The following is a 26,814-nucleotide window of genomic DNA, read 5'->3' as shown; positions in this document are numbered from 1 at the left end:
AGGGGGTGGAGCGGACGAGCGGTGTCAGGGTTTGTCGGAGCCGACGATCCACATGGCGAAGAACTGGGCGCCGCCGCCGTAGGCGTGACCGAGAGCGCGGCGGGCGCCGTCGACCTGGTGCTCGCCCGCCATCCCTCGCACCTGCAGCGCCGCCTCGGCGAAACGGATCAGCCCCGAGGCGCCGATCGGGTTGGAGGACAGCACGCCTCCCGACGCGTTCCACGGGATGTCGCCGTCGAGCGCGGTCGCGCCCGACTCGGTGAGCTTCCAGCCCTCGCCCTCGGCCGCGAACCCCAGGTTCTCCAGCCACATCGGCTCATACCAGGAGAACGGCACGTAGACCTCGGCGACGTCGATGTCTCGACGGGGGTCGGCGATGCCGGCCTGGCGGTAGACGTCGGCGGCGCAGTCCTTGCCGCCCTGCGGGTTCACGGTGTCGCGTCCGGCGCGGAAAATCGGCTCGGAGCGCATCGCCGTACCGTGGACCCACGCGGGATGGCCGGTGACCGCGGACTCGGAGGAGAGGACGACGGCGCACGCGCCGTCGGAGGACGGGCAGGTCTCCAGGTAGCGGATGGGCTCCCACAGCATGGGCGTGGACTCGACCATCTCGCGGCTGATCCCCGGGATCCTCAGGTGGGCGTAGGGGTTCTTGAGCGCGTTCTGGCGGTCCTTGACGGCGACGAGGGTGCCGATGTGGCCGGGGGCGCCCGTCCTTCGCATGTACTCGCGGATGTGCGGGGCGAAGTAGCCGCCCGCGCCGACCACGAGGGATGCGCTGAACGGGAGATGCGTGGACAGGGCCCAGGTGGCGTTCGACTCGGACTGCTTCTCGAAGGCGACGACCAGCACGCGCTCGTGCACGCCGCCCTGGATGAGGCTCGCGCCCACCAGCGCCGTGGAGCCGCCGACGCTGCCGGCGGTGTGGACGCGCATCATCGGTTTGCCTGCGGCGCCGAGGGCGTCGGCGAGGTAGGCCTCGGGCATCATGACGCCCTCGAACAGGTCGGGCGCCTTGCCGATGACGACGGCGTCGATGTCCTTGAACGTCAGGCCCGCGTCCTCCAGCGCCCTGAGCGCGGCCTCGCGCACCAGACCGGCGATGGAGACGTCCCTGCGCTTGGTGGTGTAGTGCGTCTGGCCGACGCCGACCACCGCACATCGGTTACCCATGCCGCTCACCGATCCTCGTCCGACTGGAACGCGTGCCGATCCTCATCCCGCCTCCATCACGGTCACGAGGTTGTGCTGCAGGCAGGGGCCGCCGGCGGCGTGCCCGACGGTACGGCCGGCGGTGCCGTCCATGATCCGCTGGGCCGCCTCGCCGATCCTGATGAGCCCCGTGGCCATGACGGGGTTGGCGGCCAGCGGCCCGCCCGACGGGTTGATCACCGTCGAGGACGGCAGCTCGAGCGCCTCCCGCAGGATGATCTCCTCGTGGCTGAAGGACGCGTGCAACTCGGCCACGTCGACGGCTCCCTTGCCGACGCCCGCCGCGCGTCCCGCGTCGGCGGCGGAGGCCGACCTGGCCAGGTCTCGCATGCCCAGGTAGTGGGGCTCGATGCGATGCGCGATGCCCCTGATGTAGGCGGGCCTGGCGTGGATCCGCCTGGCGAGGTCGCCCGCCGCCAGTACCACCGCGGCGGCCCCGTCGGTGATCGGCGCGATGTCCCACTCCTTCAACGGCTCCACGACCGGCTCGCCCTCGTCGAGCGGCAGGTGGAGCGCGTTCGGGTTGCTCAGCCCGTCCGTACGGCTGCGCCTGGCGATCTCGTCGAGCGCCTTGCGGTCCGCGCCGAGCGCGCCCGCCTGGAGCGCGGCGAAGGACAGCTGGTCCAGCCCCAGCGGCTCCAGGTAGTAGGGGTCGAGCTGGAGCGTCATGATCGTGCGTAGGTCGCCGAGCGACGACTTGCCGAAGCCGTAGACGAGCGCGCTGTCGACGTCGCCGTGCTGAAGCCGTACCCAGGCCTCGTAGAGTGCCCAGGCGGCGTCCATCTCCACGTGGGACTCGGAGATCGGCGGCCACGCGCCCAGCGCGTCGAGCGCTGACACGAACGAGAAGGGCGCGCCCGCGAGATAATCGCACGAGCCTGAGCAGGTGAAGCCGAACGCCGACAGGCCGGACTGCTCCCGCACCGCTCTGATGACCGGCAGGATCAGCTCGGGCTCCGACAGGCCCGTGTCGTGGGCGGTGTGCCTGGTCTGGGCGAAGGCGACGACGGCCACGTCACGCATCACAACTCCACGTCCGGCTCGCCCGTGGGGGCGAACCATTTGATGTTCGACATCGAGAGGGTGCGCTCCTGCTCCGGCACCCACGCGGCGCGCACCCGCATGCCCTGCCGTACCTCGTGGGCGGGGATCCCGCCGACCAGGGCGATCATCGGGATGTCGGCGCCGTCGAGCAGGATGTAGGCGGAGACGAAGGGCACCTCGGGGGCGCGCGGGTCGGGCAGGTTGTTGATCGCGAAGGTGGTGATGGTGCCCGTGTCGGGCAGCGGCACCTCCTCGGTGATCGGGTTGCCGCATTCGGGACACGACAGGCGGTAGGGGACGTAGACCTTGTCGCAGACGCCGCAGCGGCAGCCGATGAACACGCCGTCCCTGACGCCTTCGAGGAACCTGGTCAGGGAGGGGCTGGCGGTCAGCTTGTAGGCGGACCTGATCGGCGAGACGATCTTCGTGACTTCGGGCGCGAAGTGGGAGATGTCCGAGATGTGACCCGTGCGAGTGGCGCGCCAGACCGGGCGGACCCTGGTGCCGGGCGGCAGCGCCTTGGGGTTGTCCGCGTCGACGGCGTGGACCAGCGAGGTGTCGGCGCCGTCGAGTTTGATCAGAGCCCAGGCGAAGGGGCGGTCGAGCGGGTGACCGTCCAGCGGCTCCCGCACCCAGGCCGAGGCGGTGACCGTACCCGCCGGGCCGACCTCGACCCACTCGTCGGTCACGGGCTCGCCGGTGGCGGGGTCGTACTCCAGCGGGGGCACCAGCGTCCTGCCCTCGGCGGTGCGGACCCCCATGAGCCGTCCGTCCCTCAACTCGGTGAGGAAGCGTCCGATCACGGGGCCCGTGGTCCTGGTGTAGCCGCCGGGGAACTCCAGCACGTGGTCGGCGGTCAGCGCGTCGGAACCCGGCTCAGATGGCACGGTCGCGGCCCTCCCAGTACGGCGCGCGGAGCTTGCGTTTGAGCAGCTTGCCGTTGGGCTCGCGCGGCATCTCCTCGATGAAGTCGATCGACTTGGGCCACTTCATCCTGGCCAGGCGGCCCTCCAGCGAGTCGAGGATCTCGGCGGCCAGTTCGGGGCCGGGGGTGACGCCCTGCGCGGGCTCGACGACGGCTTTGATCTGCTCGCCCCACTCCTCGTCGGGGATCCCGAACACGGCCACGTCGGCGACCGAGGGATGGATCACGATCTCGTTCTCGATCTCGGCGGGGTAGATGTTCGCCCCGCCCGAGATGATCAGGTCGGCCTTGCGGTCGCAGAGGTAGAGGAAGCCGTCCTCGTCGAGGTAGCCGATGTCGCCGACGGTGAAGTGGTCCCTCAGGCGGCCGGCGGCGGTCTTGTCCGGATCGCCCTTGTACTCGAAGGCGACGCCCATCATCTTCATGTAGATCGTGCCCGGCGTTCCCGTCGGGACGGGTTCGCCCTCGTCGTCCACGATGAGGAGCTCGCTGATCGGCCATGCGGTGCCCACGGTCCCCGGATGCTTCTTCCAGCCGTCGGGCGTGGCGATCGTGCCGCCGCCCTCGGTGGCCGCGTAGTACTCGTAGATGCAGTCACCCCACCACTCGAACATCGCCCACTTCACGGGGACCGGGCAGGGCGCGGCGGCGTGGATCATCCACCGGAGCGACGAGAGGTCGTACTTCGCGCGGGTCTCCTCCGGCAGGGACAGCAGGCGTTTGAAGTGCGTGGGCACGAGGTGCGAGTTGGTGACCCGGTAGCGCTCGCACAGGCGGAGCGTCTCCTCGGCCTCCCACTTGTCCATGTAGACGAGGGTGTGGCCCATGTGCAGCGCCGTACCGCCGAACTGGGTGACGGCGGTGTGGTAGCTCGGCGAGGTGACCAGATGGGCGTTGGGCCTGCCCGGCGTGATGCCGAACAGGGTGAGCAGGAACGTCATCAGCTCGGCGCCGTCGTCGGGATCCAGGCCGGACAGCTTGCGCCTGACGCCCTTGGGCTTGCCGGTGGTGCCCGAGGTGTAGTGCATGGCGGCGCCCGCCGTACGGTCCGCAGGCGCCGTGGTCGGGCGGCCCTCCGTCAGCTCCGCCACCGGCCTGAAGCCCGGGATGTCACCGAAGGCGAACGAGCCGCCCTCGACCAGGGGGGCGATGTCGCGGAAGCGCGGGTGGACGAAGAAGGCCTTGGCCTCGCTGTCGGCCACGATGTAGGCGATCTCGGGCGGGGCCAGGTGCCAGTTGATCGGCGTGTAGTACCAGCCCGCCTGTAACGCCGCGAGGTAGAGGACGAGTCCGTCGACCCCGTTCGGGACCAGGCCGCAGATGCCGTCACCCGGCCGGAGGCCGAGCTCGCGCAGGCCGTGGACGAGCTGGTTGGCCCTGGCGAGCAGGTCCCCCGCGCGATGTTCGGCGCCGTCGGGATCGACCGCGGCGATCCACTCGGGATCCGCCTGCGCCAGCCTCCAGAATCCGAGCGTGCCCATAGGGAACTCCCTCAACACGGCAAACGAGAACCTGTTCTCGTTTGTGACGGCAGACTAACCCGGAGCGAAGCGGCCTAGCAAGCGCTTGATTTCGTCCCACCCGTCACACCGGGCGCCGCACCCCCCGCCGGCGATCTCGCGCGGGCTCGGTCCCCCCACGATCGGCAACATCCCGGCCGGACGCAAGGGCGGACGGCCACGCCCCTCCTTCCGCCGCCCTTCCATGGGAGCGCCTTCCCTGAGAGGATCAGCGCTACCAAGCGCTTGGTTCGTGATGATGGAGGTCAGTCATGGAGACCCTGCCGATCAGCACCCCCCACTGTCGCGTCGAACGAGACGGCCACGTCGTGATCGTCACCATGGACCGCCCCGAGGCCAAGAACGCCCTGTCGTCCGACATGCTCATCGGCCTCGCGTCCGCCTGGGCCTACGTCTCGGCCGAACCGGAGGTCCGCGTGGCCGTCCTGACCGGCGCGAACGGCACCTTCTGCGCGGGCGCCGACCTCAAGGCGATGGGCCGGCCGTCCACCGATCCCGAGGTCCAGGCCAGGGCCGCCGCCATCCCGAACTTCCACTGGAAGGGGCTGCTGCGCGAGGAGCTGCCGACCAAGCCGATCGTCTGCGCGGCCGAGGGTTACGCGGTCGCGGGCGGTACCGAACTGCTCGTCGGCACGGACCTGCGAGTGGTGGCCGAGTCGGCCACACTCGGGCTGTTCGAGGCCAAGCGGGCGCTGTTCCCCATGGGCGGCAGCGCCGTCAGGCTGCCCCGCCAGATCCCCTACTGCCACGCCATGGACCTGCTCCTCACCGGACGCTCGGTCACCGCGGCCGAGGCGCTGTCCATGGGGCTGGTCAACAGGGTCGTTCCCGACGGCCGGGCCCTGGCGGTGGCGCGGGAGATCGCCGACGACATCGCGGCCTCGGGGCCGCTTGCCGTACAGGCGATCCTGCGCACCTACCGGGACACGCTCGGGCTCTCGGAGCCCGAGGCGCTGAAGGTGTCCGACGAGTACGGCTGGCCGGTGATCGGCTCGGAGGACGCGAAGGAGGGCGCCAGAGCCTTCAAGGAGAAGCGCCCCGCCGCCTTCCACGGACGCTGACCGCCCGGCGGCTCGCCGTCCAGGAGAGTCGCCCGGTCACCTCCCGCGGGACGCCGGCCGCCGGGCGGCTCGCCCTCGCCGTCAAGGAAGTCGGGAGCGCCGCCCCGCGGAAGAGCGCTCCCCTCCCTCCGCCAGGTCAGGACTCGGTGATGCGGCCGAGCCGTTCCATGGCCTCGATGTACTCCTCCACCATCTCGAACACCACGTCGCGCGCGCTCTTCACCTGGTTCATCGTCCCGATGATCTGCCCGGCGGGGAAGGTCGCCAGCTCTGCGGCGTCGGACCGGCCGATGCGCCGCAACGCGTCCGACACCAGCATGAACTGCAGCGGCATCGGCAGCGTGCCCGGCGAGCTCTCCGCCTCCCACGCGTCGGTCCACTCGTTCCTGAGCAGCCTGGCGGGCTTGCCCGTCCAGCTGCGCGAGCGGACCGTGTCCCTGGAGGTGGCCGACAGGATCCGCCGCTTGGCCAGCTCGGGCGTGTCCGCCTCCTCGACGGTCAGCCAGATCGATCCCGTCCACACGCCTTCCGCGCCCAGCGCCATGCCCGCGGCCATCTGCCTGCCGCCGCCGATGCCGCCCGCCGCCAGGACCGGCACGTCGGAGCCGTCAGGACCCGCGCCCCGAAGGGCGTCCACGACCTGCGGGATCAGCACCATCGTGGAGATCTCGCCGGTGTGACCGCCGGCCTCGGTGCCCTGCGCGACGACCACGTCCACGCCGACCTCGGCCTGCTTGACGGCGTGGCGTGGGGTGGAGGCCAGGGCGGCGACCTTGACCCCCTGCGCGTGCGCCAGCTCGACGACGTCGGCGGGGGGCGGGCCCAGGGCGTTGGCCAGCAGCGCGATCGGGTGCCGCAGCGCCACCTCGACCTGCGGCCTGGCGGTGGCGTCCGTCCAGCCGAGCAGCACCTTGCCCGGGTCGGCGTCGTCCGACAGCGGCGGGACGCCGTGCTCGGCGAGCAGGTTCTCGACGAAGCTCCTGTGCCCGTCGGGGATCATGCCCTGCAGGCGGGAGACCAGCTCCTCCGGCGGGAAGTCGGCCCCCTCGTAGGAGGCGGGCATGACGACGTCGACGCCGTACGGCTTGCCGTCGACGTGGTCGTCGATCCACTTGAGCTCCATCTCGAGCTCTTCCGGGGTGAAGTAGAGGGCGCCCAGCACGCCCATCCCGCCCGCGCGGCTGACCGCGGCGACGACATCCCGGCAGTGGCTGAAGGCGAAAATCGGTAACTCGATCCCGAACAGGTCGGTGACACGTGTCCGCATGGGCCGACGATACGATCGGGGCCGGGAAAACTGCAACGCGTTCTACTCTAGAACCTTTGGTCGGTTCAGCGCCGCGATGATCGCCGGATCGCCCAGCGCCGTGGCCCAGCCGGTGGTCGCGCGCCGGCCCTCCCGGGCTTCGGGAAGCGTCCCCGAAGGACCGGCCGCGCACCGCGACGAAGCGGGGTGGGCGGCCGGTCGGGGAACGCCTGGCTACTTGCCGGGTTCGGGGTCGCGGGGAAGGCCGAGCATGCGCTCGCCGATGATGTTGAGCTGCACCTCCGTCGTCCCGCCGTAGATCGTCATCGCCCGGGTCGCCAGCACCGCCCTGTTCCAGTAGCCCGCGTCCCCCAGCCTCATGTCCGCCGCGACCGTCGCCGCCTCGCCCAGCAGCTCCACCGCCGTCTCCGACACGTGCTGGGCGTGCGAGGTCGACAGCAGCTTCCGGACCGAGGCGTCGGCGCCGGGCTCGGAGCCCGCCAGCTGCTTGAGCGTCACGCGGAGCGACAGGGCGTTGATCGAGTGTCCCTCGCACACGACGGCCGCGACCGCCTGCTCCTCCACCGCCGTCAACGGCCTGCCGAGCCGGGAGACGAGCCCGAGCAGGTCGGGCACGGACGCGCCGGTGCCGCCCGACCCCGAGGACAGCGACACCCGCTCGTTGGACAGCGTGTTGCGCGCGACCTTCCAGCCTTCGCCCACCTGCCCGACGACCAGCGAGTCCGGCACGAACACCTCGTCGAGGAACACCTCGTTGAACAGGTTCTCGCCGGTCATCTCCGTCAGCGGCCTGACCGTGACTCCAGGCGACTTCATGTCCACGAGGAAGTAGGTGATGCCCTCGTGCTTGGAGCCCGCGGAGGAGTTGCGCGCGATGCAGATGCCCCATTCGGCGACGTGCGCGACGGAGGTCCAGATCTTCTGGCCTGTGAGGGTCCAGCCGCCCTCCACCTGGGTCGCCTTCATCTGCAGCGACGCGAGGTCGGAGCCCGCTCCGGGCTCGGAGAACAGCTGGCACCAGATCGTCTCGCCGCTGAGGGTCTTGGGCAGGAAGCGCTCCTGCTGCTCCTGCGTGCCGTACGCGACGACGGACGGCACCACCCACGCACCGATGATCATGTTGGGAAGCTTGACCTTGGCGGCCTTGAGCTCCTGCTGGATGAGGACCTGCTCCAGCGGGTCGGCGTCGCGCCCCCACGGCCTGGGCAGGTGCGACATCACGAACCCCGCGGAGGCGAGCGCCCTGCGCTGCTCGACGCCCTCCAGAGCGGCGAGGTCGGCGATCTCGGCGGCGATCGAGGCGCGCAGGGCCGCCGCCGACTCGGGCAGGTCGATCTCCATGGGGCGCTGGACGCCGGCGAGAGCGAGTTCGGCGACCGTGGCGGCCCATGTCGCGGAGGAGCCGAGCAGCGCTCTGAGGGTGAGGGCGCGCCGGTAGTAGAGGTGGGCGTCGTGCTCGAAGGTGTAGCCGATGCCGCCGAAGGTCTGGATGGCGTCCTTCGCGCACTGCACGGCCGCGTCGGGCGCCATGACGCCCGCGATGGCCGCCGCGTAGTCGCGCTCGTCGCCGGTGGCCCTGGTCGCGTCCCACACGGTGGCGCGTGCCTGCTCCAGCGCGACGAGCATGCGCGACAGCTTGTGCTTGATGCCCTGGAACTGCCCGATCGGCCGTCCGAACTGCACGCGCACCTTGGCGTAGTCGGCCGCCGCCCGCACGCACCAGGCCGCGAGCCCTGTCGCCTCGGCGCCCAGGATGATCGCCGCGAGGTTCCTGACGTCGACCGCGCCGAGCACCCGGTCGGCCGGCACGGCCACCGCGTCCAGCGTCACCGTGGCCACGGCCCTGGTGATGTCGAGCGACTTGACCTGCTCGATCTCGGCCTGCGCGGCGTCCACCGCCACCCATACGCCGCCGACGGGCAGGACGAGCACGTCGGCCATCGCGCCGCCGAGCACCTGCGTCGCCGTACCCGAGACGACCATGGAGTCGCCGCCGTCCCCGGTGAGGGCGGCCGACAGGGCGACCGCGCCGGTGAGCGAGCCGTCGGCGAGCCCGGGCAGCAGCTCGGCGCGCGCCTTCTCGGAACCGGACGCGGCGATGACCGCGCCGGCCAGCACGGTCGGCACGAAGGGGCCAGGGGTCATGCGCTCCGCCAGCGCCTCGACGGCCACGGCCGCCTCCAGCAGGCCGTACCCCGATCCGCCGAACTCCTCGGGCAGGTGCAGGCCGAGCAGCCCCTGCTCGGCGAGGCCCGTCCAGAACGGCGGGCGCCCGCCCTCCTGGGACCGCACGACCTCGGCGGGCACGTTGCGCTCCGCCCAGCCCGCCACCGACTCGCGGAGCGCCTCGTGCTCCTCGCTCAACCCGATCGCCATGTCAGCCTCCTATGGTTCCCAGAACCATATTCTAGAGGATGCTTCTATGCCGAACGTAGCCCCTTCACGAGAGTGTTGAGGTCGCGCCAGTGGCTCTTGCCGCTGTCGGGGATCGTGGCCAGCAGCATGGCCGGCTTCTTCCTGCCCGCCTCGATCACCGCGGCCAGCGCCTGCGACGAGTGCCGTTCGCCGTCGAGGGTGTAGTCGACCTTGAAGCCGACGATCCAGCCCTTGCCCTTGACCGGCTTCTGCGAGGCCGTCCAGGTGACCGTGCCGTCCTCGGGATGCTGGGTGCGCAGCGACCAGCGGGCCGCCCTGACCGCGAGCTCCCTGTAGTCGGCACTCGTCACGGGCTTGTCCGCGGTCACGGGAAGCGGCGCAGAGGCCACCATCGTGTGCGGGAGCTCCACCTTCCCCACCCGCTGGGCGATCGCGAACGGCGCGAAGGACTTCGCCGCCCACGGCGTGCCGAGCTTGGGGTAGCTGATGCCGGTCCGCTTGTCGACGACCGTGCCGATCACCTTGCTGGCCTTGCCCGCCATGGCAGGGAAGGCGAGGCTCTCCGGCACCGGCGCCAACGCCACTCCCGCCTCTCCCGCCCCGGACGCGGGGGCAGGACCGGAGTCCTGCGCGCGCTGCGGCTCGATCGCGTTCGGCTCGTCGCCGGAGAACAGCGCGAAGATCGCGACCACCGCGAGCACGGTGGCGATCACCGCGGCGAGCAGGTAGACGGCCTTGATCGGCACGTCGCCGATGCCCGTCACGAGCCGTCCCACGAACCCCCTGCGCGGCGGAGCGGGCGGCGTCCTGAACGGCCCCGCCGTCGGCGGCATCGGCACGTTGACGGTCCGGTCGGCAGGCGAGAGCTCCACTCGCTGGAAAGGAGTGGTGGGCGCGTCATAGGAGGGTTGATACGGCTCCTGTCCCTGATTGTGCGCCATGTTCCGAGGCTACGTGATCGACCGTCTTCCTTGGACAGAATGTAATTCTGTAAGGTCACCGCATGAGGGGCTTCTACGAGATCGCCGCCGCCGAGCCCGATCGACCCGCCGTCCTCGGGGAGGACGGCCGCACCTACGGGGAGCTACTCGCCCGCGCCAACCGGCTCTCCCACGGCCTGGCCGAGCGCGGGACCGGGCCGGGCGACGCCGTGGTCACGGTGTTGCGCAACGGCTCCGAGGCGCTGGCCATGATGCTCGCCACCTACCAGCTCGGCGCCTACCACGTCCCGGTGAACTGGCACTTCACCGAGGAGGAGATCGACTACATCGTCGCCGACAGCGGGGCGAAGGTCGTCGTCCGCTCCCCTCTCGACGTGGACGACCGGCCCGCGGGCTCGCCACCGCACCGGAGGGCCGGCTCGATGATGCTCTACACCTCGGGCACCACCGGCAGGCCCAAGGGGGTACGGCGGCGCCTGCTCGACCTGACGCCCGAGGACCTCTACCCCATCCTCATGCGCAAGAGCTGGAAGCACTTCGGGCTGCCGTTCGGCGGTGTCCACCTGGTGTGCTCGCAGCTCTACCACTCCGCTCCCTACGGCCAGGCGATGATGGCGCTCAACCTGGGCCACGCCGTCGTCGCCCCGGAGAGGTTCGACGCCGTGCGGGCTCTGGAGCTGATCGAGCGCCACCGGGTGACGAACGCGTTCATGGTGCCGACGATGTTCCACCGGCTGCTCGCCGTGCCCGATCGGCGGACGTACGACCTGTCCTCGCTCACCCACCTCTACCACGGCGCCGCCCCGTGCCCGCCCGCGACCAAGCACGCGATGATCGACTGGCTGGGGCCCGTGCTGTGGGAGTACTACGGCTCGACCGAGGCCGCCGTGGCGACGATGGTGTCCTCGCGGGAGTGGCTGGCCAAGCCGGGCACGGTCGGCAGGGCGCTGGAGGGGATGACGTTCACGATCGTGGGCGACGACGGCCGCGAAGCCGCCCCCGGCGAGCCCGGGCTGGTCTACATCGGCGGCATCAACAGGTTCGAGTACCACGGCGATCCCGCCAAGACCGCGGCGGCGATGCGCGGCCGCGACTACACCCCCGGCGACATCGGCTACCTCGACGAGGACGGCTACCTGTTCCTGCTGGACCGCAGGACCGATCTGATCATCTCGGGCGGGGTCAACGTCTACCCCGCCGAGATCGAGGCGGCCCTGCTCGAACATCCGGCGGTCGCCGACGTGGCCGTGATCGGCGTGCCCGACGAGGAGTGGGGCCACAGGATCGTCGCGCTGGTCCAGCCCGCCGAGGGCGCGACGCCGGGCGACGAGCTCACCGCCGAGCTGCTGCGCCACTGCGAGCCGCGCCTGGCCAGGCTCAAGCATCCGCGGGTGGTCGAATACCGCGCGCGGTTGCCGCGCACTCCGACGGGCAAGCTGAGCAGGCGCGATGTCAGGGAGGCGTATCTTTCCAGCTGACGCGGGAACATAACCGCGCATGAGGATGATCGTCGCAGCCCTCGCAGCCACAGTTTCGCTCATCACCGGCTGCACGGGTTCCATCTCGAGGCCGTCGCCCACGCCCACGGCGTCGCCGACGCCTTCCCGCAGCGCCACGGCCGGATCGGCGCACGAGCTTGAGGCGGCCTACGAGACGGTCATCAAGGACGTGCTGCCGTCGATCGTCCAGATCACCACCGCCGTCGGCCTCGGTTCGGGCATCGTCTATGACGCGGCAGGACACATCGTGACCAACGCCCACGTGGTCGGCGAGGCGACCGAGATGGAGGTCACGCTGGCGACGGGCGGCGCGCCGCGCAAGGCGAGACTGGTCGCCGCCTTCCCGCCCGACGACCTCGCGGTGATCAAGGTGGAGGACGCCGCAGGGCTCGTCCCCGCCAGGTTCGCCGACTCATCGAAGCTGCGCGTCGGCCAGATCGTCCTGGCCATGGGCAACCCGCTGGGCTTCTCGGGCAGCGTCACCAACGGCATCGTGTCGGCACTGGGGCGTACCATCACCGAGCCGCAGGACGAGGGCGGCGGGCCGGCCGCGACGATCGCCAACGCCATCCAGACCTCGGCCGCGATCAACCCGGGCAACAGCGGCGGCGCGCTGGTCGACCTGTCGGGGCAGGTGGTCGGCATCCCGACGCTGGTGGCCTCCGACCCCCAGCTACGGGGAAGCGCGCCGGGGATCGGGTTCGCCATCCCCAGCAACACCGCCACCGACATCACCGCGCAGATCGTGAAGTACGGCAAGGTCGTCAACACGCGCAAGGCCGCGCTCGGCATCGCAGGCCGCACGGTGATCGGCTCCGACGGCGCCCCCGCGGGCGTCGGAGTGGTGAGGGTCACCGCCGGAGGAGGCGCGGCGAAGGCGGGGATCAGAGAGGGCGACGTGATCGTCTCGGTGAACGGGACCGAAACCCCGCAGATGTCCGACCTCTCGGAGGTCCTCGCGCAGCTGAAGCCGGGTGATCAGGCCAAGATCGAGGTGCTCAGGTCGAACGGCGCCACCGAGACGCTCACCGTGACGCTCGGCCAGCTCACTGCTTGACGTTGAAGACGATCTCGACGCGGCGGTTCTTCGCCCTGTTGAACTCGCTCGGTCTGCCGTTCACCAGGTTGGGCAGCCTGGGCCTGGTCTCGCCGAAGCCCGCCGCCTCGAACGTCACCGCACCCGCCGCCAGCCGTTCCAGCGCCTGCTGGACGGCACGCGCCCGCCTCAGCGACAGCGCCTGGTTGTACCCGTCGGCGCCCTGGTCGTCGGTGTGACCCTGGATCTTCACCACCCCACCCGCCGACTCCGCCTTGACCTTCCCCGCCACCCCCGCCAGACGCTGCCTCGCCTCGGCCGTCAGCACCCACTTGTCCAGCGCGAACAGCACGTCACTGGTGAGCGCCACCGTCACCTCCTCGCCGAGTCTGGACTCGCTCTCCGAGCCGTCCATGGACTCGATCTCGGGGACGATGTCCTCGACGGGGAAGACCAGGTCCTCCACCTGGAAGGCGGCGTCGGGCGGGACGGCGGGATCGGCCAGCACCGCCCCCGAGAGCACGGCGGCGACGGCCAGCTCAGGAAACCGGAACATCGGTGAAGACTCCCAGGTCGGGGAATTCGACGGTCAGCTTGGTGACGTCGGCGGGAGGCGCGCCGTAGACGGCGTACATCTCCAGCGATCCGCCGCCCTTGATGCGCTGGTTCACTCTGCTGCACACGCAGGCGGCGTCCTCGCCCGTCCCCTTGCGCGCCACCCTGTACCGCTTGCCGTTGACCGGGTCGATCAGCGTGACGCCCGCCACGGTCCAGTCCAGGGCGTCGTTGCCCAGGTTGGCTCCCACGTACCAGTCGTCGCCCGCGGCGTCGGAGGTGGCGAGATTGGAGATGGTCCAGGTCAGCGTGGCGATCTTGCCCTGCCGCTTGAGACCGGTGATGTCGATCCGCAGATCGCTTTCGTCGTGCTTGACCTTGCGGCTGGCGATCGCCTGGAGTTCCTCGGTCCGCGCGGCGGGGGCTCCGGTCCCGGGCTGCCCGGAAGGCGGTTCCGAGGTGGCCGTCTGCTCCTTCGTGGCCGTCTGCTCCTTCGTGGGCACGGGCTGCTTCTCCTCGCCGCCGCCGGCGGCGAGCTGGCCGGGCAGCATTCCGCAGCCGGTCAACGTCGTGGCGAGCATCGCCGCCAGCGCAAGCTTCCTTCGCATCCTGCTCTACCTCTTGCGGTCGGGGGATCAACGAGCCCGACGCTAGGAGGACGACGTTCAGGATCCGTATAGCCGGCTGTTATCGCAGGCCACGGCGGCGACGCGCCTCTGTCGCGAGCTCCTCTGCCTCGGTGAGGCCACGCCTGTCACCGAGAGCGTCAAACTCTCCCATAGCGGATGCAATCGCATCAACCGCCTCATCCACCTCATCGAGGTCGAGACTGGCAGCGGCGATCGTCAGCAGCGCTCTGGCCCTTCCGCGCCCGTCACCGTGTGTCTCGAAGACGGCCAGCGCGTCCCGCGCCGCCGTGGCGGCCGTGTCGGGTCGGCCTTCGGACATGGCCACGTTCGCCAGCACCAGCGCCGCGGCCGCCTCGGGCAGCCGGTCGCCGAGCCTCCTGCTGAGTCCCAGCGCCCGCTCGGCCGCGTCCCTCGCCTCCTTCGTCCTGCGCAGGCCGAGGACGAGCGCGGCCAAGTCGAGGAGGACCGCCGCCTCGCCACGCGGATCGCCCAGCTCCCTGTAGCCCTCCAGCCCCCGGCGCAGCAGTTCCTCGCTCCCCCGCAGCTCGCCCAGCGCCCTCAGCGCATCGGCCATGCCGCGGGGGTCGGCGCCGAAGGCGGCCAGGCACTCGGCGAAACAGCGCTCCGCCTCGGCGAGGTCGCCCTGGGCGCGATACACCAGGCCGAGCCTGAGCGTCGTGCGTGCCACCTCGCCCTGCTCGGTCAGCGAAAGCGCGGCGCGCAGCGCGTCCGCGGCCTCCTCCAGCCTGCCTTCCGCCCTGTCGAGGTCGGCGAGCGAGCGCAGCAGCAACGCCTGACCGTGCGGGTGCCCGGCCCTGCGCGCCGACTCCAGGCCGAGCAGCGCCGTCGCCCGCCAGTCGTCGTGGTAGGCGCCCAACTCGAACAGCGGAGTCAGGTAGAACGCCAGACGCCAGGCGGCCTCGTCCATGCGCGCCCTGTGCAGGTCGGTGACCGCCGCGACCATGAACGTGCGCTCGGCCGCCAGCCAGCGGGCCGACTCCGCCAGCCGGGTGGTCGCCAGGTCCCGTTCGGCGGTCCGCGCGAGGGTCAGCCCCGACCCCGGCTCGGCGGGCAGCATCAGCTCCCTGGCCCTCCGGGCGCGGTCGAGGATCTCCCCCGCGACCCTCGCGAGGACGGCCGAGGCCGCGCCCTCCTCCTCGGCCAGGCGCTCGGCGGCGTACAGGCGGGTCAGGTCATGCCAGCCGTACCGGTCGAGGCCGCGCTCCTGCAGCAACCCCGCCTCCGTCAGCGCATCCAGCACCCGCCTGCCCTCACGCGGTTCGCCGTCACGGGAGAGCAGGGCGGCGGCGATCCACGGGGCGAAGTCGGGCGAGGTCAGGGCGCCGAGGCGGCGCAGGAGGACACGCTCGTCGTCGGCCAGCGCCCGGTAGCCGAGGGCCAGGCTCGATCGGACGGCGAGGTCGCCCGCGCTCAGCTCGTCCAGCCTGCCCCGCTCGTCGCCCAGCAGGTCGGCGAGGTACTCCAGCGTCCATCCCCCGCGCCGTGCCAGCCTCGACCCCGCGATCCGCAGCGCCAGCGGCAGCCCCCCGCACAGCCGCGCGATGCGCCGCGCCTGCTCGGGCTCGGCGGCGACGCGGCCGGCGCCGACGATCCCCTCCAGCATCGCCACCGCCTCGCCGGGCTCCAGCACGTCGAGCGGATAGGCGCGGGCCGCCTCCAGGCCGAACAGCGGCGACCTGCTGGTGACCAGCGTCATGCATCCCGCTCCCGTCGGCAGCAGGGCCCTGACCTGCGCCTCGCTGGTGGCGTCGTCGAGCACGACGAGCACCCGCCTGCCCGCCACCAGGCTGCGGTAGAGGCGCACCCGCTCGTCGAGCGTCGTTGGGACCGCGCCGTCAGGGCAGCCGAGCGAGCGCACGAGGTCCTCCAGGACCGCGCCAGGCGTCCTGTCTCGCAGGGAGGCGTACAGCGTGCCGTCGGGCAGGTCGAGCCCGCCGGCCGCGTGGACGGCGAGCGCGGTCTTGCCCGAGCCCGCCGGGCCGTACAGGACGAGGTGGACGGGCGCCGCCCCCGGCGCGGGGACCGCCGCGGCGATCCACCCGAGCACCGCCTTCCGGCCGGTGAAGTCGGCGACGTCCGGCGGCGTCTCGTGGGGGACGCTCGGCCTGTCGTCCTCGGCGAGCACCCTGTCGTGCGCCTCGCGCAGCTCGGGTCCCGGCTCGAGACCGAGCTCGTCCACGAGCGTGCCGCGTGCGGCCTGGTAGGCCTCCAGCGCCTCCGACCTGCGGCCCGCCTGGTGAAGGGCCAGCATGAGCTGCGCCCATGCCCGCTCCCTCAGCGGGTGAGCCGCCACCAGCGCGCGCAGCTCGCCGATCACCTCTCCGCCCCTGCCGAGCCCCAGGTCGAGCGCGACCCGCTCCTCCAGCGCCGCCAGCCGCAGTTCCTCCAGCGGTACGGCACGCGCCCGCCGCAGCTCGCCCTCGATCCCGTCGAGAGCGGGTCCCCGCCACAGCCCCAGTGCCTCCCGCAGCAGCTCCGCCGCGTCCTGAGCGCCTCCCGCGTCCCTGGTTCTGCGGGCGGACGCCACCATGCGCTCGAAGCGCAGCGCGTCGACCTCGTCCGGCTCCACGGCCAGCAGGTAGCCGCCGGGCACGGTCCTGATGCCCTCGACGACCTTGCGCAGCGCGCTCACGTACACCCTGAGCACCGCCTCGGCCGAAGCGGGAGGCTCCTCGCCCCACACCGCGGCGACCAGCCGGTCGACGGTGACGGCGTGTCCCGCGTGCAGCAGCAGCGCCGCCAGCAGCACCCTGTGCTTGGCGGGGCCGGGGGTGACATCACGTTCCCCGTCCCGCACGGCCAGCGGCCCGAGCAGAAGGAACCGCGCGCTCATCCTTGTGCGGCCCGCACGTCGAACGAGCCGAACCTGACGCTGATCCGCTGGTCGCCGTCGGGGGCGGCGAACACCCCGCTCGGTCCTGGGCCGAGCGGGCCGTTCGCGTCGGCGGCCTCGCCGACCAGCTCCTCGTCGAGCCACATGCGCAGGACCGTCTTCGGCCCCTCACTCCTGCATTCGGCGACGATGCGGCGATCGCCGGACTTCTCGGGCGCGGCGCCGCTGTCGAGGAGCGTGCCCTTGCCCGCCCGGCGTTTGGTGATCGTGGCCTGCCCCGCGCTGGTCACGGCGAACTCGTACCGCCGGGCGGCGTCGACTCCCCTGCACCACACGCCGAACTCGCCGGTGCCGGTGACCTGCCTGCCCTTCGCGCTGATCACCGCCCCGGTGCCGGGCTCCGTGGGCAGCGGCGCCGAGCGCCACAGCCGCCAGCCGGGGTTGGCGGTGAGCACGTAGCCGTCACCCGACAGCGCGACGGTGCCGCCGTCGGTGCGGCCCGTCTCCCAGCCGTCGGTGAAGTCGGCGTGGTACGGCCAGTCCGGCGCCCCCGGCCTGAACATCACCAGGCCCGCCACCGCGGCCGCGACCACCAGGGCCGCCGCGCCTGCCACCCACGGCCACCGCCGCCCCCTCCTCCGCGGGAGCGCCGCCGCGGGCCCTGAGGCCGCGGCCGCGCCCCACCCCTGCACCGCCACCTCAGGGCTCCGGTGAGAGGTCTCCGGGTCCCGCTGGAAGGTCTCGGGGGTCCACGTCCGTTCGACGACCATGGTGGCCGCCGCCGGGGTCGGCTGACCGCCTACCAGCTCGGCCAGCAGCCGGTGGGCCGTCGGCCGCCTGCCCGGATCCTTGGCCATCGCCCACTCGACGACCCCGCGCATCCGCTCGTCGAGCCCCTGCAACCGGGGGCCCTCGTTGACGATCCTGTACAGCACCTCGGCGGGCGCTCCCCCGCCGAAGGGCAACCGCCCGGTGCCCGCGAACGCGATCAGGCCGCCCCAGGCGAACACGTCGGCCGAGGGTCCGGCCTGCTCGCCGCGTACCTGCTCGGGAGCCATGAACGCGGGCGTCCCCATGATCGCCTGGCTGGCCAGGCTGTCGGCGCCCATCAGCTGCGCGATGCCGAAGTCGATCACGCGTGGCCCGAGGGGCGACAGCAGCACGTTCGACGGCTTGAGGTCGCGGTGGATCACCCCCGCGCCGTGGATGGCCGCCAGCGCGGTCGCGATACCCACCGCAAGCGCCTCCAGGTTCCCGCCGGTCAGCGGCCCCTGCTCCCGTACGGCATGCGACAGGTCCGGCCCCTTGACGTACTCGGTGACCAGGTAGGCCACCTCCCCGTCCAGCCCGGCGTCGAGCACGGCCGCGGTGCAGAACCTGGCCACGCTCCTGGCCGCCGACACCTCGCGGGAGAAGCGCCGCCTGAAGGCGGGGTCACGCGCCAGGGCGGGGTGGATGAGCTTGACCGCCGCCAGCCCTCCCGTGGGGGTGGACGCCAGATGCACCTCGCCCATCCCGCCGCGGCCGAGCACCCGCAGCAGCGTGTATCCGCCGATCGTCCGAGCCGTCACAGCAGCCCCGCCACGTCCTCACGCGACAGCGCCGCGCCCCTGGCGTACGCCTCGGCGAAGGCCTGCTCGCCCAGCGCCGAGCGGGCCCGGTCGCGCACCAGCGCGACGTCGGGGTCGCCCGCCGGGGACATGCCGCGCAGCCCCGATCCCACGCCGAGCAGCGTCGCCGCCCTGTCGTGGTCGCCGCGCAGGCTCGCGACGCCCGCGAGCCCCTCGACCGCGAGCGCCAGCACCGGCATGCTCTGCACGTGCAGCGCGGCGACGAAGGCCTCCTCGTGCATGGCCGTGGCGCGTTCGAGGTCGCCCGAGGCCGCCGCGATGCGGCCGAGCGCCACGCCGACGTGCACGTCCGTCAGCGACTCACCGAAGGATCCGCTCGGCTCCCTGGCCCGCAGCTCCTCGTAGCGGCGGCGCGCCTCGTCCAGATCGCCGCGCAGCCTGGCCACCTCGGCCAGGCCGCAGCTGGCCCTGGTGGTGCCCTCCAGCGCGCCGACGCTCCGGGCCAGGTCCACCGCGCGCCGGTAGTCGGCCTCGGCCCTGTCGAGGTCGCCGAGCAGCGCCTCGCCCTCGCCGCGCTGGCACAGCAGGTCGGCGATGTCCTCCTGCGCGCCGAGCTCGCCGACCAGGCGCAGCGCCTCCTCGATCAGCTCGGTGAACCGCTCCCTGTCGCCACGCCACGCGGCCACCCTCACCAGTTCCGACAGCGCCATCGCCGTGCCGAGGCGCTCGCCGAGGGAGCGGAAGTAGTCGAGCGCGAGCGAGAACTCCCGCTCGGTGCCCTCGACGTCGCTCAGCATCAGATGGCAGAGGTAGCCCCTGCCGACGTGGTCGAGGCCCCTGACCCACGCGTCGCCGCTGGCCTGGACGCGCTCCATCATCACCTCGACGAACCCGTCCTCGTAGGAGGGGCCGACGAAGCTGCCCCAGAAGAACGACACCTGCGGGCGGTCGGCGACCAGGTCCATCTCGCGCATCAGCTTCTGCGCCACCTCGAGGTGCTCGCCGCCCGAGGCCGCGCTGGTCACGCAGATCACGTACTCGGACTCGAGCCCCTCGGGGGGCCGGGGGCCGACGGCGGCCAGCAGCTCACGGGCGGGCCGCACGCCGACGCCCCGCCGTCCGCGCAGCCACCAGTACGTCGACAGGTCCGCGATGATCCGCAACGCCATGGCCTGGTCGTGCGCGGTGGCCCAGCTCAGGGCCGCCAGCAGGTTGTCGTGCTCGGGGTCGAGCATGGCCGCCCACTCCAGTTGCTCGGCGCGCAGCAGGTGCGGGGCCGCCTCTCTCAGCAGGCCGAGGAAGTATTCGGCGTGGGCCCTGCGGTAGGCGGCCACCTCGCCCGCCTCGTCCAGCCGTTCGGCGCAGAACGCGCGGATGGTCTGGAGCATCCTGTAGCGGTCGCCGACCACCTCGACCAGCGACTTGTCGGCCAGACCCGTGAGCAGTTCGACCGCGTCCCTCGTGCCGAAGACCCTCTCGGCCGCCTCCAGCCTGGCGCCGTCGGCGAACACCGTCAGCCGCCTGGCGACCTCCTGCTCCTCCTCGTCCAGCAGACCCCAGCTCCACTCGACCACCGCGCGCAGCGTGCGGTGCCGCGGCTGCGCCGTACGGCTGCCGCGTGACAGCAGCCCGAGCCCGCCGTCCAGCCTGGCCGCGACCTCGGCCACCGACAGCGAGCGCAGACGGGCGGCGGCCAGCTCGATCGCCAGCGGCAGGCCGTCGAGCCCCGCGCAGATCAGCTGGACGTCGGCGAGGTTGCTCTCGTCGACCGCGAACCCAGGCCGCACGGCGGCGGCCCTGTCCTCGAACAGGTGGACGGCCAGCGAGCCGGGCAGCGGTGGCACCTGCCAGATGCGCTCGCCCGTGATGCCGAGCGCCTCCCTGCTGGTGGCCAGGACGCGCAGGTCGGGGCAGGCGCTGAGCAGGCGGTGGGCGAGCCCGGCCGCCGCCTCCACGACGTGCTCGCAGTTGTCGAGCACGAGCAGCATCCGCCGGCCCGCCAGCGCGGTGACCAGACGCTCGGCGGGATCGGGCTGGTCCTGGCCGACGCGCAGGCCCAGCCTGGTGAGCACGGCCTGCGCCACGTCGCCGCCCTCGGCCAGCGCGCCCAGCTCGACGAAGCCCACCTCGCCGCGCACCGTGGCCGCCGCCTCGATGGCGAGCCTCGTCTTGCCCGCGCCGCCCGGCCCCGTGAGCGTCACCAGCCTGGCCCGCTCCAGCAGGCCGCCGACCTCGGCCAGGTCGCCCTCCCTGCCGACGAAGCTGGTGAGCTGCGAGGGCAGGGCGGCGGGCGGCGCAGGAGTCCGGGCGGATCGCTGCTCGCGCTCGTCGGGGACCGCGGAGGGCGACGGCCGACCGGTGGCCGGGGTGTAGAGCTCGCCGCGCAGCGCGGCCATGTGGATCTCCCGCAGCTCCGGCGAGGGATCGACGCCCAGCTCGTCGGCCAGCGTCCTGCGGGCGTCCTCGAAGGCGGCCAGCGCCTCGGCCTGCCGGCCGCCGGCGTACATGGCCCTGATGAGCTGGCCGCGCAGCCGCTCCCTGACCGGGTGCGCCTCCACCAGCTCCTGCAGCTCGGCCACGAGCTCCCTGTGCCTGCCCAGTTCGAGGTCGGCTTCGACGCGGTCCTCCGTGGCGTCGACCCTCAGCTCCTCCAGCCGCGCCGCCTGCGCGGGAGCGAACGGCGCCTCGCGCACGTCGGAGAGCGCGGGCCCCCTCCACAGGCGCAGCGCCTCCGCGAGCAGCGCGGACCGCTGGGCGGCCGACTCGGTGGCGCGTCCTTGGCGGATCAGTCGCTCGAAGCGGTGGGCGTCGACCTCCTCGCCGTCGACGGCCAGGCGGTATCCGGCGGGGTGGAACTCGATCGGGGTGTCCAGGTTCCTGCGCAGCCGGGAGATCTGCGACTGCAGGGCGTTGGTCTCGCCGGTCACGGGCTGCTCGCCGTACAGGCCCTCGATGAGCCGCTCGGTGGGCACGATCCTGCCCGCGTCGAGGACGAGCATCGCCAGCAGGGCGCGCAGGCGGGCGCCGCCGACGGTGATCGCGCCGCCGTCGGCCCGTCGCGCCTCGACGGGGCCCAGGATCCCGAACCGCATCACATGACCCTACGCAGGAAGTCGTTGGCGAACACGCCCTCCGGGTCGAAGTCCCGCACGAGCGACGCGAAGTCGTGCATCCGCTCGTAGCGGGCCGGGACGGTGAACAGCTTGCCCCAGTGGGGCCTGGCCGCGTACGGCTCCAGCGCCGCTTCCACCGTCTTGACGGCCGCCCGCACGAGAGCGGCGTCCTTGACCCAGGTGAAGTGGAATCCGACGACGTCCTGCCCGTAGGCGGGGCTCAGCCACAGGTCGTCGGCGGCGACGGTCCTGATCTCCGAGATCAGCACCACGGGGGCGAAGCTGTCGCGCACCTCGGCGAGCGCGCGCAGAGCGGCCACGGCGTGCCTCCTGGGCAGCAGGAACTCCGACTGCAGTTCCTCACCCGCGCTCGGCGTGAACTCGGGCCGGAAGTGCGGGAGCCGCGCGTACCAGGGCCCGGGCACGCCGAGTTGTTCGGTGCACGGCTCGGCCGACGCGCCAGGGATGGGATGGCGCGGCCCGTCGGCCGGTCTGGCGCCGAACATCTCGGGCCGCTCGGCATCGCGCCGCTTCACCCACACCTGGTCGATCACGGGGCCGGCCCACCTGGTGAACAGGCTCACGCTGTAGCCGCCGGCGAAGACCTCGTCGAAGTGGTCGTCGAGCACGTCGAACGGCAGGCCCTCGAAGACGTGCTGCCGCACCTCGAAGGCGGGCACCAGATCGAGCGTCAGCCCGACCACGATCCCCAGCGCGCCGAGCCCGACCACGGCGCCCGCGAAGCGCGGGTCGCCCCTGCGCAGGGTCACCAGGTCGCCGTCGGCGGTGACCAGCTCGATGGCGGACACCGCGGTCGCGAGGTTGCCGTTGCCGTCGCCCGAGCCGTGCGTGGCCGTGGCGACGGAGCCCGCGACCGAGATGTGCGGCAGCGAGGCCAGGTTGTGCAGCGCGAATCCCGCCTCGTGCAGCGTCGGGCCCAGCTCGGCGTACCGTACGGCGCCGCCCACCCGCACGCCGGTGTCCGTGATCTCGACCGTGCGCGGCAGCGCGTCCAGCGAGACGAGCGCGCCCCTGGTGTCGGCCACGTCGCTGAAGGAGTGGCCGCTGCCGAGCGCGCGCACCGACGACGACCGCGCCACCAGGGCTCTCAGCTCCTCGATCGAGGCCGGGCGGTGCACGTCAGAGGCGTGGAAGGCGAGGTTTCCCGCCCAGTTGGTCACGATCGCGGCCATAGCCCGCGATGCTATCGAATCAGGGTGTATCTGCCCGGCCGGTACTCCACGCCCACGCCGCGATGCCGACCCTGTTCCTCACGCCGAGCTTGCGCTGGATGCTGGCGATGTGGTTCTTGACCGTTCCCGCCGACAGGAAGAGCTCCTCGGCGATCTCGGCGTTGGTCTTGGCCTGGGCGACCAGGCGGGCGACGTCGTCCTCCCTGTCGGTGAGCCCGGGGTCCTCCGCGGGGGCGTCGGGCGCGCTCGAACCGCGCAGCAGGCCGACCGTGAGCTGGGGGCTGATGAGCACGTCCCCGCTCATCGCCGCCCGTACGGCCTCGACGAGCAGCATGGGCCCCGAGCGCTTGAGCACGAATCCCGATGCGCCGTGGCGCAGCGCCGCCCGCACGTACGCCTCCTCGCCGAACGTCGTCACGACCACGACGTGAATGCCGGTCTCCGCCAGGGCTCGCGTGACCTCGATCCCATCGGCACGGGGCATGCGGATGTCGGCGAGCACCACGTCAGGACGGATGGCGAGCGCGGTCTCGACCGCGGTTGCGCCGTCGGCGGCCTCGGCGACCACGGTCATGTCAGGCTGGGCGTCCAGAACGAGCCGGAACGCGCTCCGGATGCCTTCCTGGTCGTCGGCGATGAGGATCCGCGTTGTCACGCCGCTCATCGTCCCAGAGGCAGCCGCGCCGCCAGCGACCACCCTCCTGGCACGGCGGTGGCCCGCAGCGTCCCGCCCATCGCCTCGACCCGCTCCCTCAACGCGGGAAGCCCGAACCCACCGCGCGCCTGCGCGGGAAGTCCGGACCCGACGTCCGCCTGCGTGGGACGTCCGGACCCGCTATCCGCCTGCGCGGGAAGTCCCGACCCGCCGCGCGCCTCGCCCGGCTTCGCGCCGCCGGCTCCGTCGTCGGCCACGCTCACCACGAGCGCCGCGCCCTCGGCCCGGACGGTGACGTCCACTCTGGTCGCCTCGGGGGCGTGGCGGCGGACGTTGGTCAGCGCCTCGACGACGATCCGGTAGCCCAGTCCTGCCACCTCCTCAGGCACCTCGACGTCGTCGACGCTGAGCTCCACACGGGCGGCCCCCGCCGAGGTGAACCTGGCGGCCAGGTCGGCGAGCCCTGCCAGGCCAGGACTGTCGTGCAGTTCCAGCACGGTGCGGTCCAGCGTCGCCATCGCCCGCAGCCCCGCCTGTTCGACCCGCTGGAGCGCCGCCAGCGCCTGGGCGGGCTCGGCCGCGCCGACCACCTGCCCTGCCTGCGCCTGCGCCACCATCTCGCTGACGTCATGGGCGACGAAGTCGTGCAGGTCCCTGGCCAGGCGCAGCCGCTGCCTGGCCCGCTCGTCCTCGACCGCCCGCACCCGCCGGGTGTCGAGCGAGCGGAGGTAGAGGCCCACGCCTGCGACGCCGCACACGCCGAGACCCCAGAACGCGCACATCCCCAGGCCCTCCAGCGGCGAGGCGGGGACCATGTAGCGCAGCAGCCACACCGACGCGGCGGCGCCCGACAGCAGGCCGGACGGCACGGCCTGCCGTGCGGGGGACCGTCGGGCGATCAGGCCGACCAGCGCGGTCAGCGCGAGGCTCTCGGCCAGCCCCATCAGGTCCTCGCCCCTGCGCGGGCCGCTGATCACGTACCAGCAGGTGACCGCCAGGGACAGGACGGCGGCCACACAGGCCGCCGTGGGCAGGCGCACCCACCTGCGGGCGCCGCCGACGACCCCCCACGCCAGCACGCCCACCGCCGCGACCAGCGGCACCACCGAGAACTCCACGGCAGCCACGATACGGACATGCCGAACGGCACCCGGCGGGGCCCAGGGAACGGCCATTACCTGCCGAACGGCACATGGTCCCTGCCCGGGTGCCGGCCCGAGGCTGGAGTCATGACAACGATCATCTCGAAGGCGGGCCACGCGGCGGCCGTCTGGTCGGTCGGCTACGCGGCGCTCGGCGTGTCATGGGCGCTGGGCGCACCCGGTTTCCCGTGGGGCGCGAGCGACCCCGATCCTGACGGCCAGGGCTCCCTTCTGGCGTGGCTCTCCCCCGACCCCGGCGGCTGGTGGATCGCCGCCTTCGCCCTGGTCTGCCTGGCCACCTCGGTCGCGCTGCTGCGCGGACGCGGCAGGGCCCCGCTGATGGCCGCGTGGCCGCTGGCCGCATTCCTCGTACTGGTGGTGCCCGACTCCCGCCTCATGATGGGCGTGGCCTACACGCCGCTGCTGAGCGTGTCCGCCTTCCTCGACGGGCCGTGGGGAGAAGTCGGCCTCGGCGATGTGTGGCAGTGGCCGGTGGTCAACCAGCTGCTGTGCGTGCTCGGCGGCGCCCTGCTCGCCGCGGCCGCGGTGGCCGCCCAGCGCCGCCGCCGCGACGCTTGCGTGCCCTGCGGGCGTACCGACGACGGCGGGGGCTGGACGAGCCCTTCCGCGGCCGCCCGATGGGGGCGTACGGCCGTCGCCGTCGCCGTCGCCACCCCGCTGTTCTACTGCGCCACCCGGTGGGCGTGGGCGCTCGGCATCCCGCTCGGCGTGAGCGAGGGCTTCCTGGAGCAGGGTGACAGGGACGCGCCCGGCATCTGGATGGCGGGGGCCTACCTGGCGACCTTCGGCGCCCTCGGCGGGCTGCTGACCCTCGGGCTGGCGCAGCGCTGGGGCGAGGTCTTCCCCCGCTGGATGGCCGGCCTGCGTGGAAGGCGCGTGCCGCCGCTCCTCGCCATCGTCCCCGCCACCCTGGTCGCGATCATCATCACCGAGGCGGGCCTGACCTACATCAGGCGGTCGCTGGCGGGGGCCTTCGAACTGTCGGAGTGGGGCGCGTGGCTGCCCGAGTGCTTCTGGCCGGTCTGGGGCGCGGCACTCGGCGCCGCCACTCTCGCCTACGCCCTGCGTAGGAGGGGTCGCTGCGCCCACTGCGGCCGCGGCGCCGAGGCCGCGGCCCAGAGCACGATGGCGATGTAGAGGATCTGCTCGGGGATCCGCTGCCAGAGCGGCGTGGCGGCCTCGCCGCCGAAGGGGATGTCGGCGACGGCGGCGTAGACGTTGGCGGGCAGCAGCAGCACGAAGAGCAGGGCGAGAGCGAGCCCGGCGGCCCACCGGGTCGAGCGGATCACCAGCCCGAGCGCGCCCAGCAGCTCGAACACGCCTGTCAGGTAGACCATCAGGCTGGGGAACGGCACGAACGGCGGCACGATGGCCACCATGTCGGCGTGGTTGGGCATCACGGTGACGCCCTTGGGGACGAAGTGGGCGCTGGCCGCCAGCACGAGCATGACGGCCATGCCGTGCGCGGCGGCCACCACCCAGGTGTCGAAGCGGCGCACGCCCAGCGCGCCCATGAGCCGGAAGACGAGAGTGCTCGCGACAAGAGCGATGAGGACGATCATGACTGTCTCCTTACCTTGGATAGTCACACTATCCAATGATGGCCAGGAGAGCAACGCCTTCGGTCGGCGAACGGACGCCCGGACAACAGAAAGGCCCGGTTCCCTCATCGGGAACCGGGCCTTTCTGGATCGGTGGAGGTGGCGGGAATCGAACCCGCGTCCTTCAACCCCAAGACAGGGCTTCTCCGGGCGCAGCCTGCTTAACGTTTTCTCTGCCCCGGCGCTCGCGCAGGCGCGTCACCGACAGGCTCAGCCACTGTTTGATTTCCCGCTCTCCCCCGTGGCCGGGTCGAGCGGTTGAGCCTTCTGACGATGCCAGACCCCGGGCCGAAGGCATGCCCGGGCTGACAGAGGTTTCGCTACTTAGGCAGCGAGAGCCAGGGAACCCTGGCCGACCTCAGTGCGCTTAGAGTTGGCACTTGTTTGTTTGCGGTCACAGGATTAACGAGGTTATGTCCGCAGTCCTCGGCCCGCTTCACCTGACTTGCAAGGTCAAAGTCGAAACCGATCACCCCCTGTGCAGTTGTCAACACGACCGCGAACGGCCGAGCAACACGAAGATACATGTGACAACACGGGGAACGCCAACCCAATTCCCGGGGCGAACCCCCGGAGGCGCGCACAACTGCGAAACACCC

20 protein-coding genes and 1 other RNA gene are annotated in these 26,814 nt (G+C 72.2%); 4 read left to right on the top strand and 17 right to left on the bottom strand.

Annotation, left to right across the window (positions count from 1 at the left end; all coding sequences use genetic code 11):
• Positions 1-24: 24 nt before the first annotated feature.
• From ACFSKW_RS09820 to ACFSKW_RS09805, 4 genes are read right to left on the bottom strand one after another with little or no spacing between them, the layout of a single operon-like run.
• Entirely contained in the window at positions 25-1,173 is a 1,149-nt protein-coding gene (locus ACFSKW_RS09820; protein ID WP_379571397.1) for a thiolase domain-containing protein, read from the bottom strand.
• 42 nt (positions 1,174-1,215) lie between these two features.
• Positions 1,216-2,235: a lipid-transfer protein gene (locus ACFSKW_RS09815; RefSeq protein WP_379571396.1), complete on the bottom strand. Its 1,020-nt coding sequence runs from the start codon at positions 2,233-2,235 to the stop codon at positions 1,216-1,218.
• On the bottom strand, positions 2,235-3,143 hold the full coding sequence (locus ACFSKW_RS09810; RefSeq protein ID WP_379571394.1) for a Zn-ribbon domain-containing OB-fold protein: 909 nt from the start codon (positions 3,141-3,143) through the stop codon (positions 2,235-2,237). The genes ACFSKW_RS09815 and ACFSKW_RS09810 overlap by 1 nt, the downstream gene beginning before the upstream one ends.
• Positions 3,133-4,662 carry an acyl-CoA synthetase gene (locus ACFSKW_RS09805; RefSeq protein ID WP_379571392.1) on the bottom strand — a complete coding sequence of 510 codons (1,530 nt, stop codon included), beginning with the start codon at positions 4,660-4,662 and terminating at the stop codon, positions 3,133-3,135. Before ACFSKW_RS09805 ends, ACFSKW_RS09810 begins: the two co-directional genes overlap by 11 nt.
• A gap of 290 nt (positions 4,663-4,952) precedes the next feature.
• On the opposite strand from ACFSKW_RS09805, the gene ACFSKW_RS09800 reads away from it, so the two are divergent.
• The gene (locus ACFSKW_RS09800) at positions 4,953-5,762 is read left to right on the top strand and encodes a crotonase/enoyl-CoA hydratase family protein (protein ID WP_379571390.1); all 810 of its coding nucleotides are present in this window, start codon (positions 4,953-4,955) and stop codon (positions 5,760-5,762) included.
• Between the two features lie 136 nt (positions 5,763-5,898).
• On the opposite strand, the gene ACFSKW_RS09795 is transcribed toward ACFSKW_RS09800, so the two are convergent.
• The 3 genes from ACFSKW_RS09795 to ACFSKW_RS09785 all read right to left on the bottom strand — a co-directional run bounded on the left by ACFSKW_RS09795 (position 5,899) and on the right by ACFSKW_RS09785 (position 10,346).
• The gene (locus tag ACFSKW_RS09795; RefSeq protein ID WP_379571388.1) at positions 5,899-7,029 is read right to left on the bottom strand and encodes an NAD(P)H-dependent flavin oxidoreductase; all 1,131 of its coding nucleotides are present in this window, start codon (positions 7,027-7,029) and stop codon (positions 5,899-5,901) included.
• A 213-nt stretch (positions 7,030-7,242) separates the two neighbouring features.
• Complete coding sequence (locus tag ACFSKW_RS09790) at positions 7,243-9,405, bottom strand: acyl-CoA dehydrogenase (RefSeq protein ID WP_379571386.1); 2,163 nt, start codon at positions 9,403-9,405, stop codon at positions 7,243-7,245.
• A gap of 44 nt (positions 9,406-9,449) precedes the next feature.
• Entirely contained in the window at positions 9,450-10,346 is an 897-nt protein-coding gene (locus tag ACFSKW_RS09785) for a hypothetical protein (RefSeq protein ID WP_379571384.1), read from the bottom strand.
• Positions 10,347-10,408: 62 nt separating this feature from the next.
• Between ACFSKW_RS09785 and ACFSKW_RS09780 the strand changes: the two genes are divergently transcribed.
• Both ACFSKW_RS09780 and ACFSKW_RS09775 read left to right on the top strand, forming a co-directional pair.
• Complete coding sequence (locus ACFSKW_RS09780; RefSeq protein WP_379571382.1) at positions 10,409-11,824, top strand: AMP-binding protein; 1,416 nt, start codon at positions 10,409-10,411, stop codon at positions 11,822-11,824.
• A gap of 19 nt (positions 11,825-11,843) precedes the next feature.
• Positions 11,844-12,902: a S1C family serine protease gene (locus ACFSKW_RS09775; protein ID WP_379571380.1), complete on the top strand. Its 1,059-nt coding sequence runs from the start codon at positions 11,844-11,846 to the stop codon at positions 12,900-12,902.
• On the opposite strand, the gene ACFSKW_RS09770 is transcribed toward ACFSKW_RS09775, so the two are convergent.
• The 8 genes from ACFSKW_RS09770 to ACFSKW_RS09735 form a co-directional block, all read right to left on the bottom strand.
• The gene (locus tag ACFSKW_RS09770; RefSeq protein WP_379571378.1) at positions 12,892-13,437 is read right to left on the bottom strand and encodes an OmpA family protein; all 546 of its coding nucleotides are present in this window, start codon (positions 13,435-13,437) and stop codon (positions 12,892-12,894) included. The two genes, ACFSKW_RS09775 and ACFSKW_RS09770, sit on opposite strands and share 11 nt — an antisense overlap.
• Positions 13,421-14,044 carry a hypothetical protein gene (locus ACFSKW_RS09765; protein ID WP_379571376.1) on the bottom strand — a complete coding sequence of 208 codons (624 nt, stop codon included), beginning with the start codon at positions 14,042-14,044 and terminating at the stop codon, positions 13,421-13,423. Before ACFSKW_RS09765 ends, ACFSKW_RS09770 begins: the two co-directional genes overlap by 17 nt.
• Before the next feature lie 79 nt (positions 14,045-14,123).
• On the bottom strand, positions 14,124-16,919 hold the full coding sequence (locus ACFSKW_RS09760) for an AfsR/SARP family transcriptional regulator (protein ID WP_379571374.1): 2,796 nt from the start codon (positions 16,917-16,919) through the stop codon (positions 14,124-14,126).
• Complete coding sequence (locus tag ACFSKW_RS09755) at positions 16,916-18,490, bottom strand: serine/threonine-protein kinase (RefSeq protein ID WP_379571372.1); 1,575 nt, start codon at positions 18,488-18,490, stop codon at positions 16,916-16,918. The genes ACFSKW_RS09760 and ACFSKW_RS09755 overlap by 4 nt, the downstream gene beginning before the upstream one ends.
• A complete protein-coding gene (locus tag ACFSKW_RS09750; protein WP_379571370.1) occupies positions 18,487-21,582 on the bottom strand; it encodes an AfsR/SARP family transcriptional regulator in 3,096 nt (1,031 codons plus the stop codon). The genes ACFSKW_RS09755 and ACFSKW_RS09750 overlap by 4 nt, the downstream gene beginning before the upstream one ends.
• The gene (locus ACFSKW_RS09745) at positions 21,582-22,796 is read right to left on the bottom strand and encodes a D-arabinono-1,4-lactone oxidase (RefSeq protein WP_379571368.1); all 1,215 of its coding nucleotides are present in this window, start codon (positions 22,794-22,796) and stop codon (positions 21,582-21,584) included. The genes ACFSKW_RS09750 and ACFSKW_RS09745 overlap by 1 nt, the downstream gene beginning before the upstream one ends.
• Positions 22,797-22,815: 19 nt before the next feature.
• Positions 22,816-23,451 carry a response regulator gene (locus tag ACFSKW_RS09740; protein WP_379571366.1) on the bottom strand — a complete coding sequence of 212 codons (636 nt, stop codon included), beginning with the start codon at positions 23,449-23,451 and terminating at the stop codon, positions 22,816-22,818.
• A gap of 5 nt (positions 23,452-23,456) precedes the next feature.
• Positions 23,457-24,569, bottom strand: coding sequence for a sensor histidine kinase (locus tag ACFSKW_RS09735; RefSeq protein ID WP_379571364.1), 1,113 nt, complete (start codon positions 24,567-24,569; stop codon positions 23,457-23,459).
• A 111-nt stretch (positions 24,570-24,680) separates the two neighbouring features.
• Between ACFSKW_RS09735 and ACFSKW_RS09730 the strand changes: the two genes are divergently transcribed.
• Positions 24,681-25,751, top strand: coding sequence for a hypothetical protein (locus ACFSKW_RS09730; RefSeq protein WP_379571362.1), 1,071 nt, complete (start codon positions 24,681-24,683; stop codon positions 25,749-25,751).
• On the opposite strand, the gene ACFSKW_RS09725 is transcribed toward ACFSKW_RS09730, so the two are convergent.
• Together ACFSKW_RS09725 and ssrA are read right to left on the bottom strand one after the other, a co-directional pair.
• Positions 25,670-26,176 carry a DoxX family protein gene (locus tag ACFSKW_RS09725; RefSeq protein WP_379571360.1) on the bottom strand — a complete coding sequence of 169 codons (507 nt, stop codon included), beginning with the start codon at positions 26,174-26,176 and terminating at the stop codon, positions 25,670-25,672. The genes ACFSKW_RS09730 and ACFSKW_RS09725 overlap by 82 nt on opposite strands.
• Positions 26,177-26,306: 130 nt before the next feature.
• Positions 26,307-26,692, bottom strand: a transfer-messenger RNA (tmRNA) gene (gene ssrA, locus ACFSKW_RS09720).
• Between the last annotated feature and the right edge of the window lie 122 nt (positions 26,693-26,814).

Origin of the sequence: Nonomuraea mangrovi (assembly GCF_042681425.1) — a bacterium.
In the GTDB taxonomy this organism is placed as follows: Bacteria; Actinomycetota; Actinomycetes; order Streptosporangiales; family Streptosporangiaceae; genus Nonomuraea; species Nonomuraea mangrovi.
The sequence above is the reverse complement of the archived record's forward strand: the minus strand, read 5'-3'. Positions and strand labels throughout refer to the sequence as shown.

What these genes read in the sequence shown, in the direction of transcription:
- ACFSKW_RS09820 (WP_379571397.1), bottom strand. Translation starts at nt 1,173, where the DNA reads ATGGGTAACCGATGTGCGGTGGTCGGCGTCGGCCAGACGCACTACACC.
- ACFSKW_RS09815 (WP_379571396.1), bottom strand. Translation starts at nt 2,235, where the DNA reads ATGCGTGACGTGGCCGTCGTCGCCTTCGCCCAGACCAGGCACACCGCC.
- ACFSKW_RS09805 (WP_379571392.1), bottom strand. Translation starts at nt 4,662, where the DNA reads ATGGGCACGCTCGGATTCTGGAGGCTGGCGCAGGCGGATCCCGAGTGG.
- ACFSKW_RS09800 (WP_379571390.1), top strand. Translation starts at nt 4,953, where the DNA reads ATGGAGACCCTGCCGATCAGCACCCCCCACTGTCGCGTCGAACGAGAC.
- ACFSKW_RS09795 (WP_379571388.1), bottom strand. Translation starts at nt 7,029, where the DNA reads ATGCGGACACGTGTCACCGACCTGTTCGGGATCGAGTTACCGATTTTC.
- ACFSKW_RS09790 (WP_379571386.1), bottom strand. Translation starts at nt 9,405, where the DNA reads ATGGCGATCGGGTTGAGCGAGGAGCACGAGGCGCTCCGCGAGTCGGTG.
- ACFSKW_RS09785 (WP_379571384.1), bottom strand. Translation starts at nt 10,346, where the DNA reads ATGGCGCACAATCAGGGACAGGAGCCGTATCAACCCTCCTATGACGCG.
- ACFSKW_RS09780 (WP_379571382.1), top strand. Translation starts at nt 10,409, where the DNA reads ATGAGGGGCTTCTACGAGATCGCCGCCGCCGAGCCCGATCGACCCGCC.
- ACFSKW_RS09775 (WP_379571380.1), top strand. Translation starts at nt 11,844, where the DNA reads ATGAGGATGATCGTCGCAGCCCTCGCAGCCACAGTTTCGCTCATCACC.
- ACFSKW_RS09770 (WP_379571378.1), bottom strand. Translation starts at nt 13,437, where the DNA reads ATGTTCCGGTTTCCTGAGCTGGCCGTCGCCGCCGTGCTCTCGGGGGCG.
- ACFSKW_RS09765 (WP_379571376.1), bottom strand. Translation starts at nt 14,044, where the DNA reads ATGCGAAGGAAGCTTGCGCTGGCGGCGATGCTCGCCACGACGTTGACC.
- ACFSKW_RS09760 (WP_379571374.1), bottom strand. Translation starts at nt 16,919, where the DNA reads ATGAGCGCGCGGTTCCTTCTGCTCGGGCCGCTGGCCGTGCGGGACGGG.
- ACFSKW_RS09750 (WP_379571370.1), bottom strand. Translation starts at nt 21,582, where the DNA reads ATGCGGTTCGGGATCCTGGGCCCCGTCGAGGCGCGACGGGCCGACGGC.
- ACFSKW_RS09745 (WP_379571368.1), bottom strand. Translation starts at nt 22,796, where the DNA reads ATGGCCGCGATCGTGACCAACTGGGCGGGAAACCTCGCCTTCCACGCC.
- ACFSKW_RS09730 (WP_379571362.1), top strand. Translation starts at nt 24,681, where the DNA reads ATGACAACGATCATCTCGAAGGCGGGCCACGCGGCGGCCGTCTGGTCG.
- ACFSKW_RS09725 (WP_379571360.1), bottom strand. Translation starts at nt 26,176, where the DNA reads ATGATCGTCCTCATCGCTCTTGTCGCGAGCACTCTCGTCTTCCGGCTC.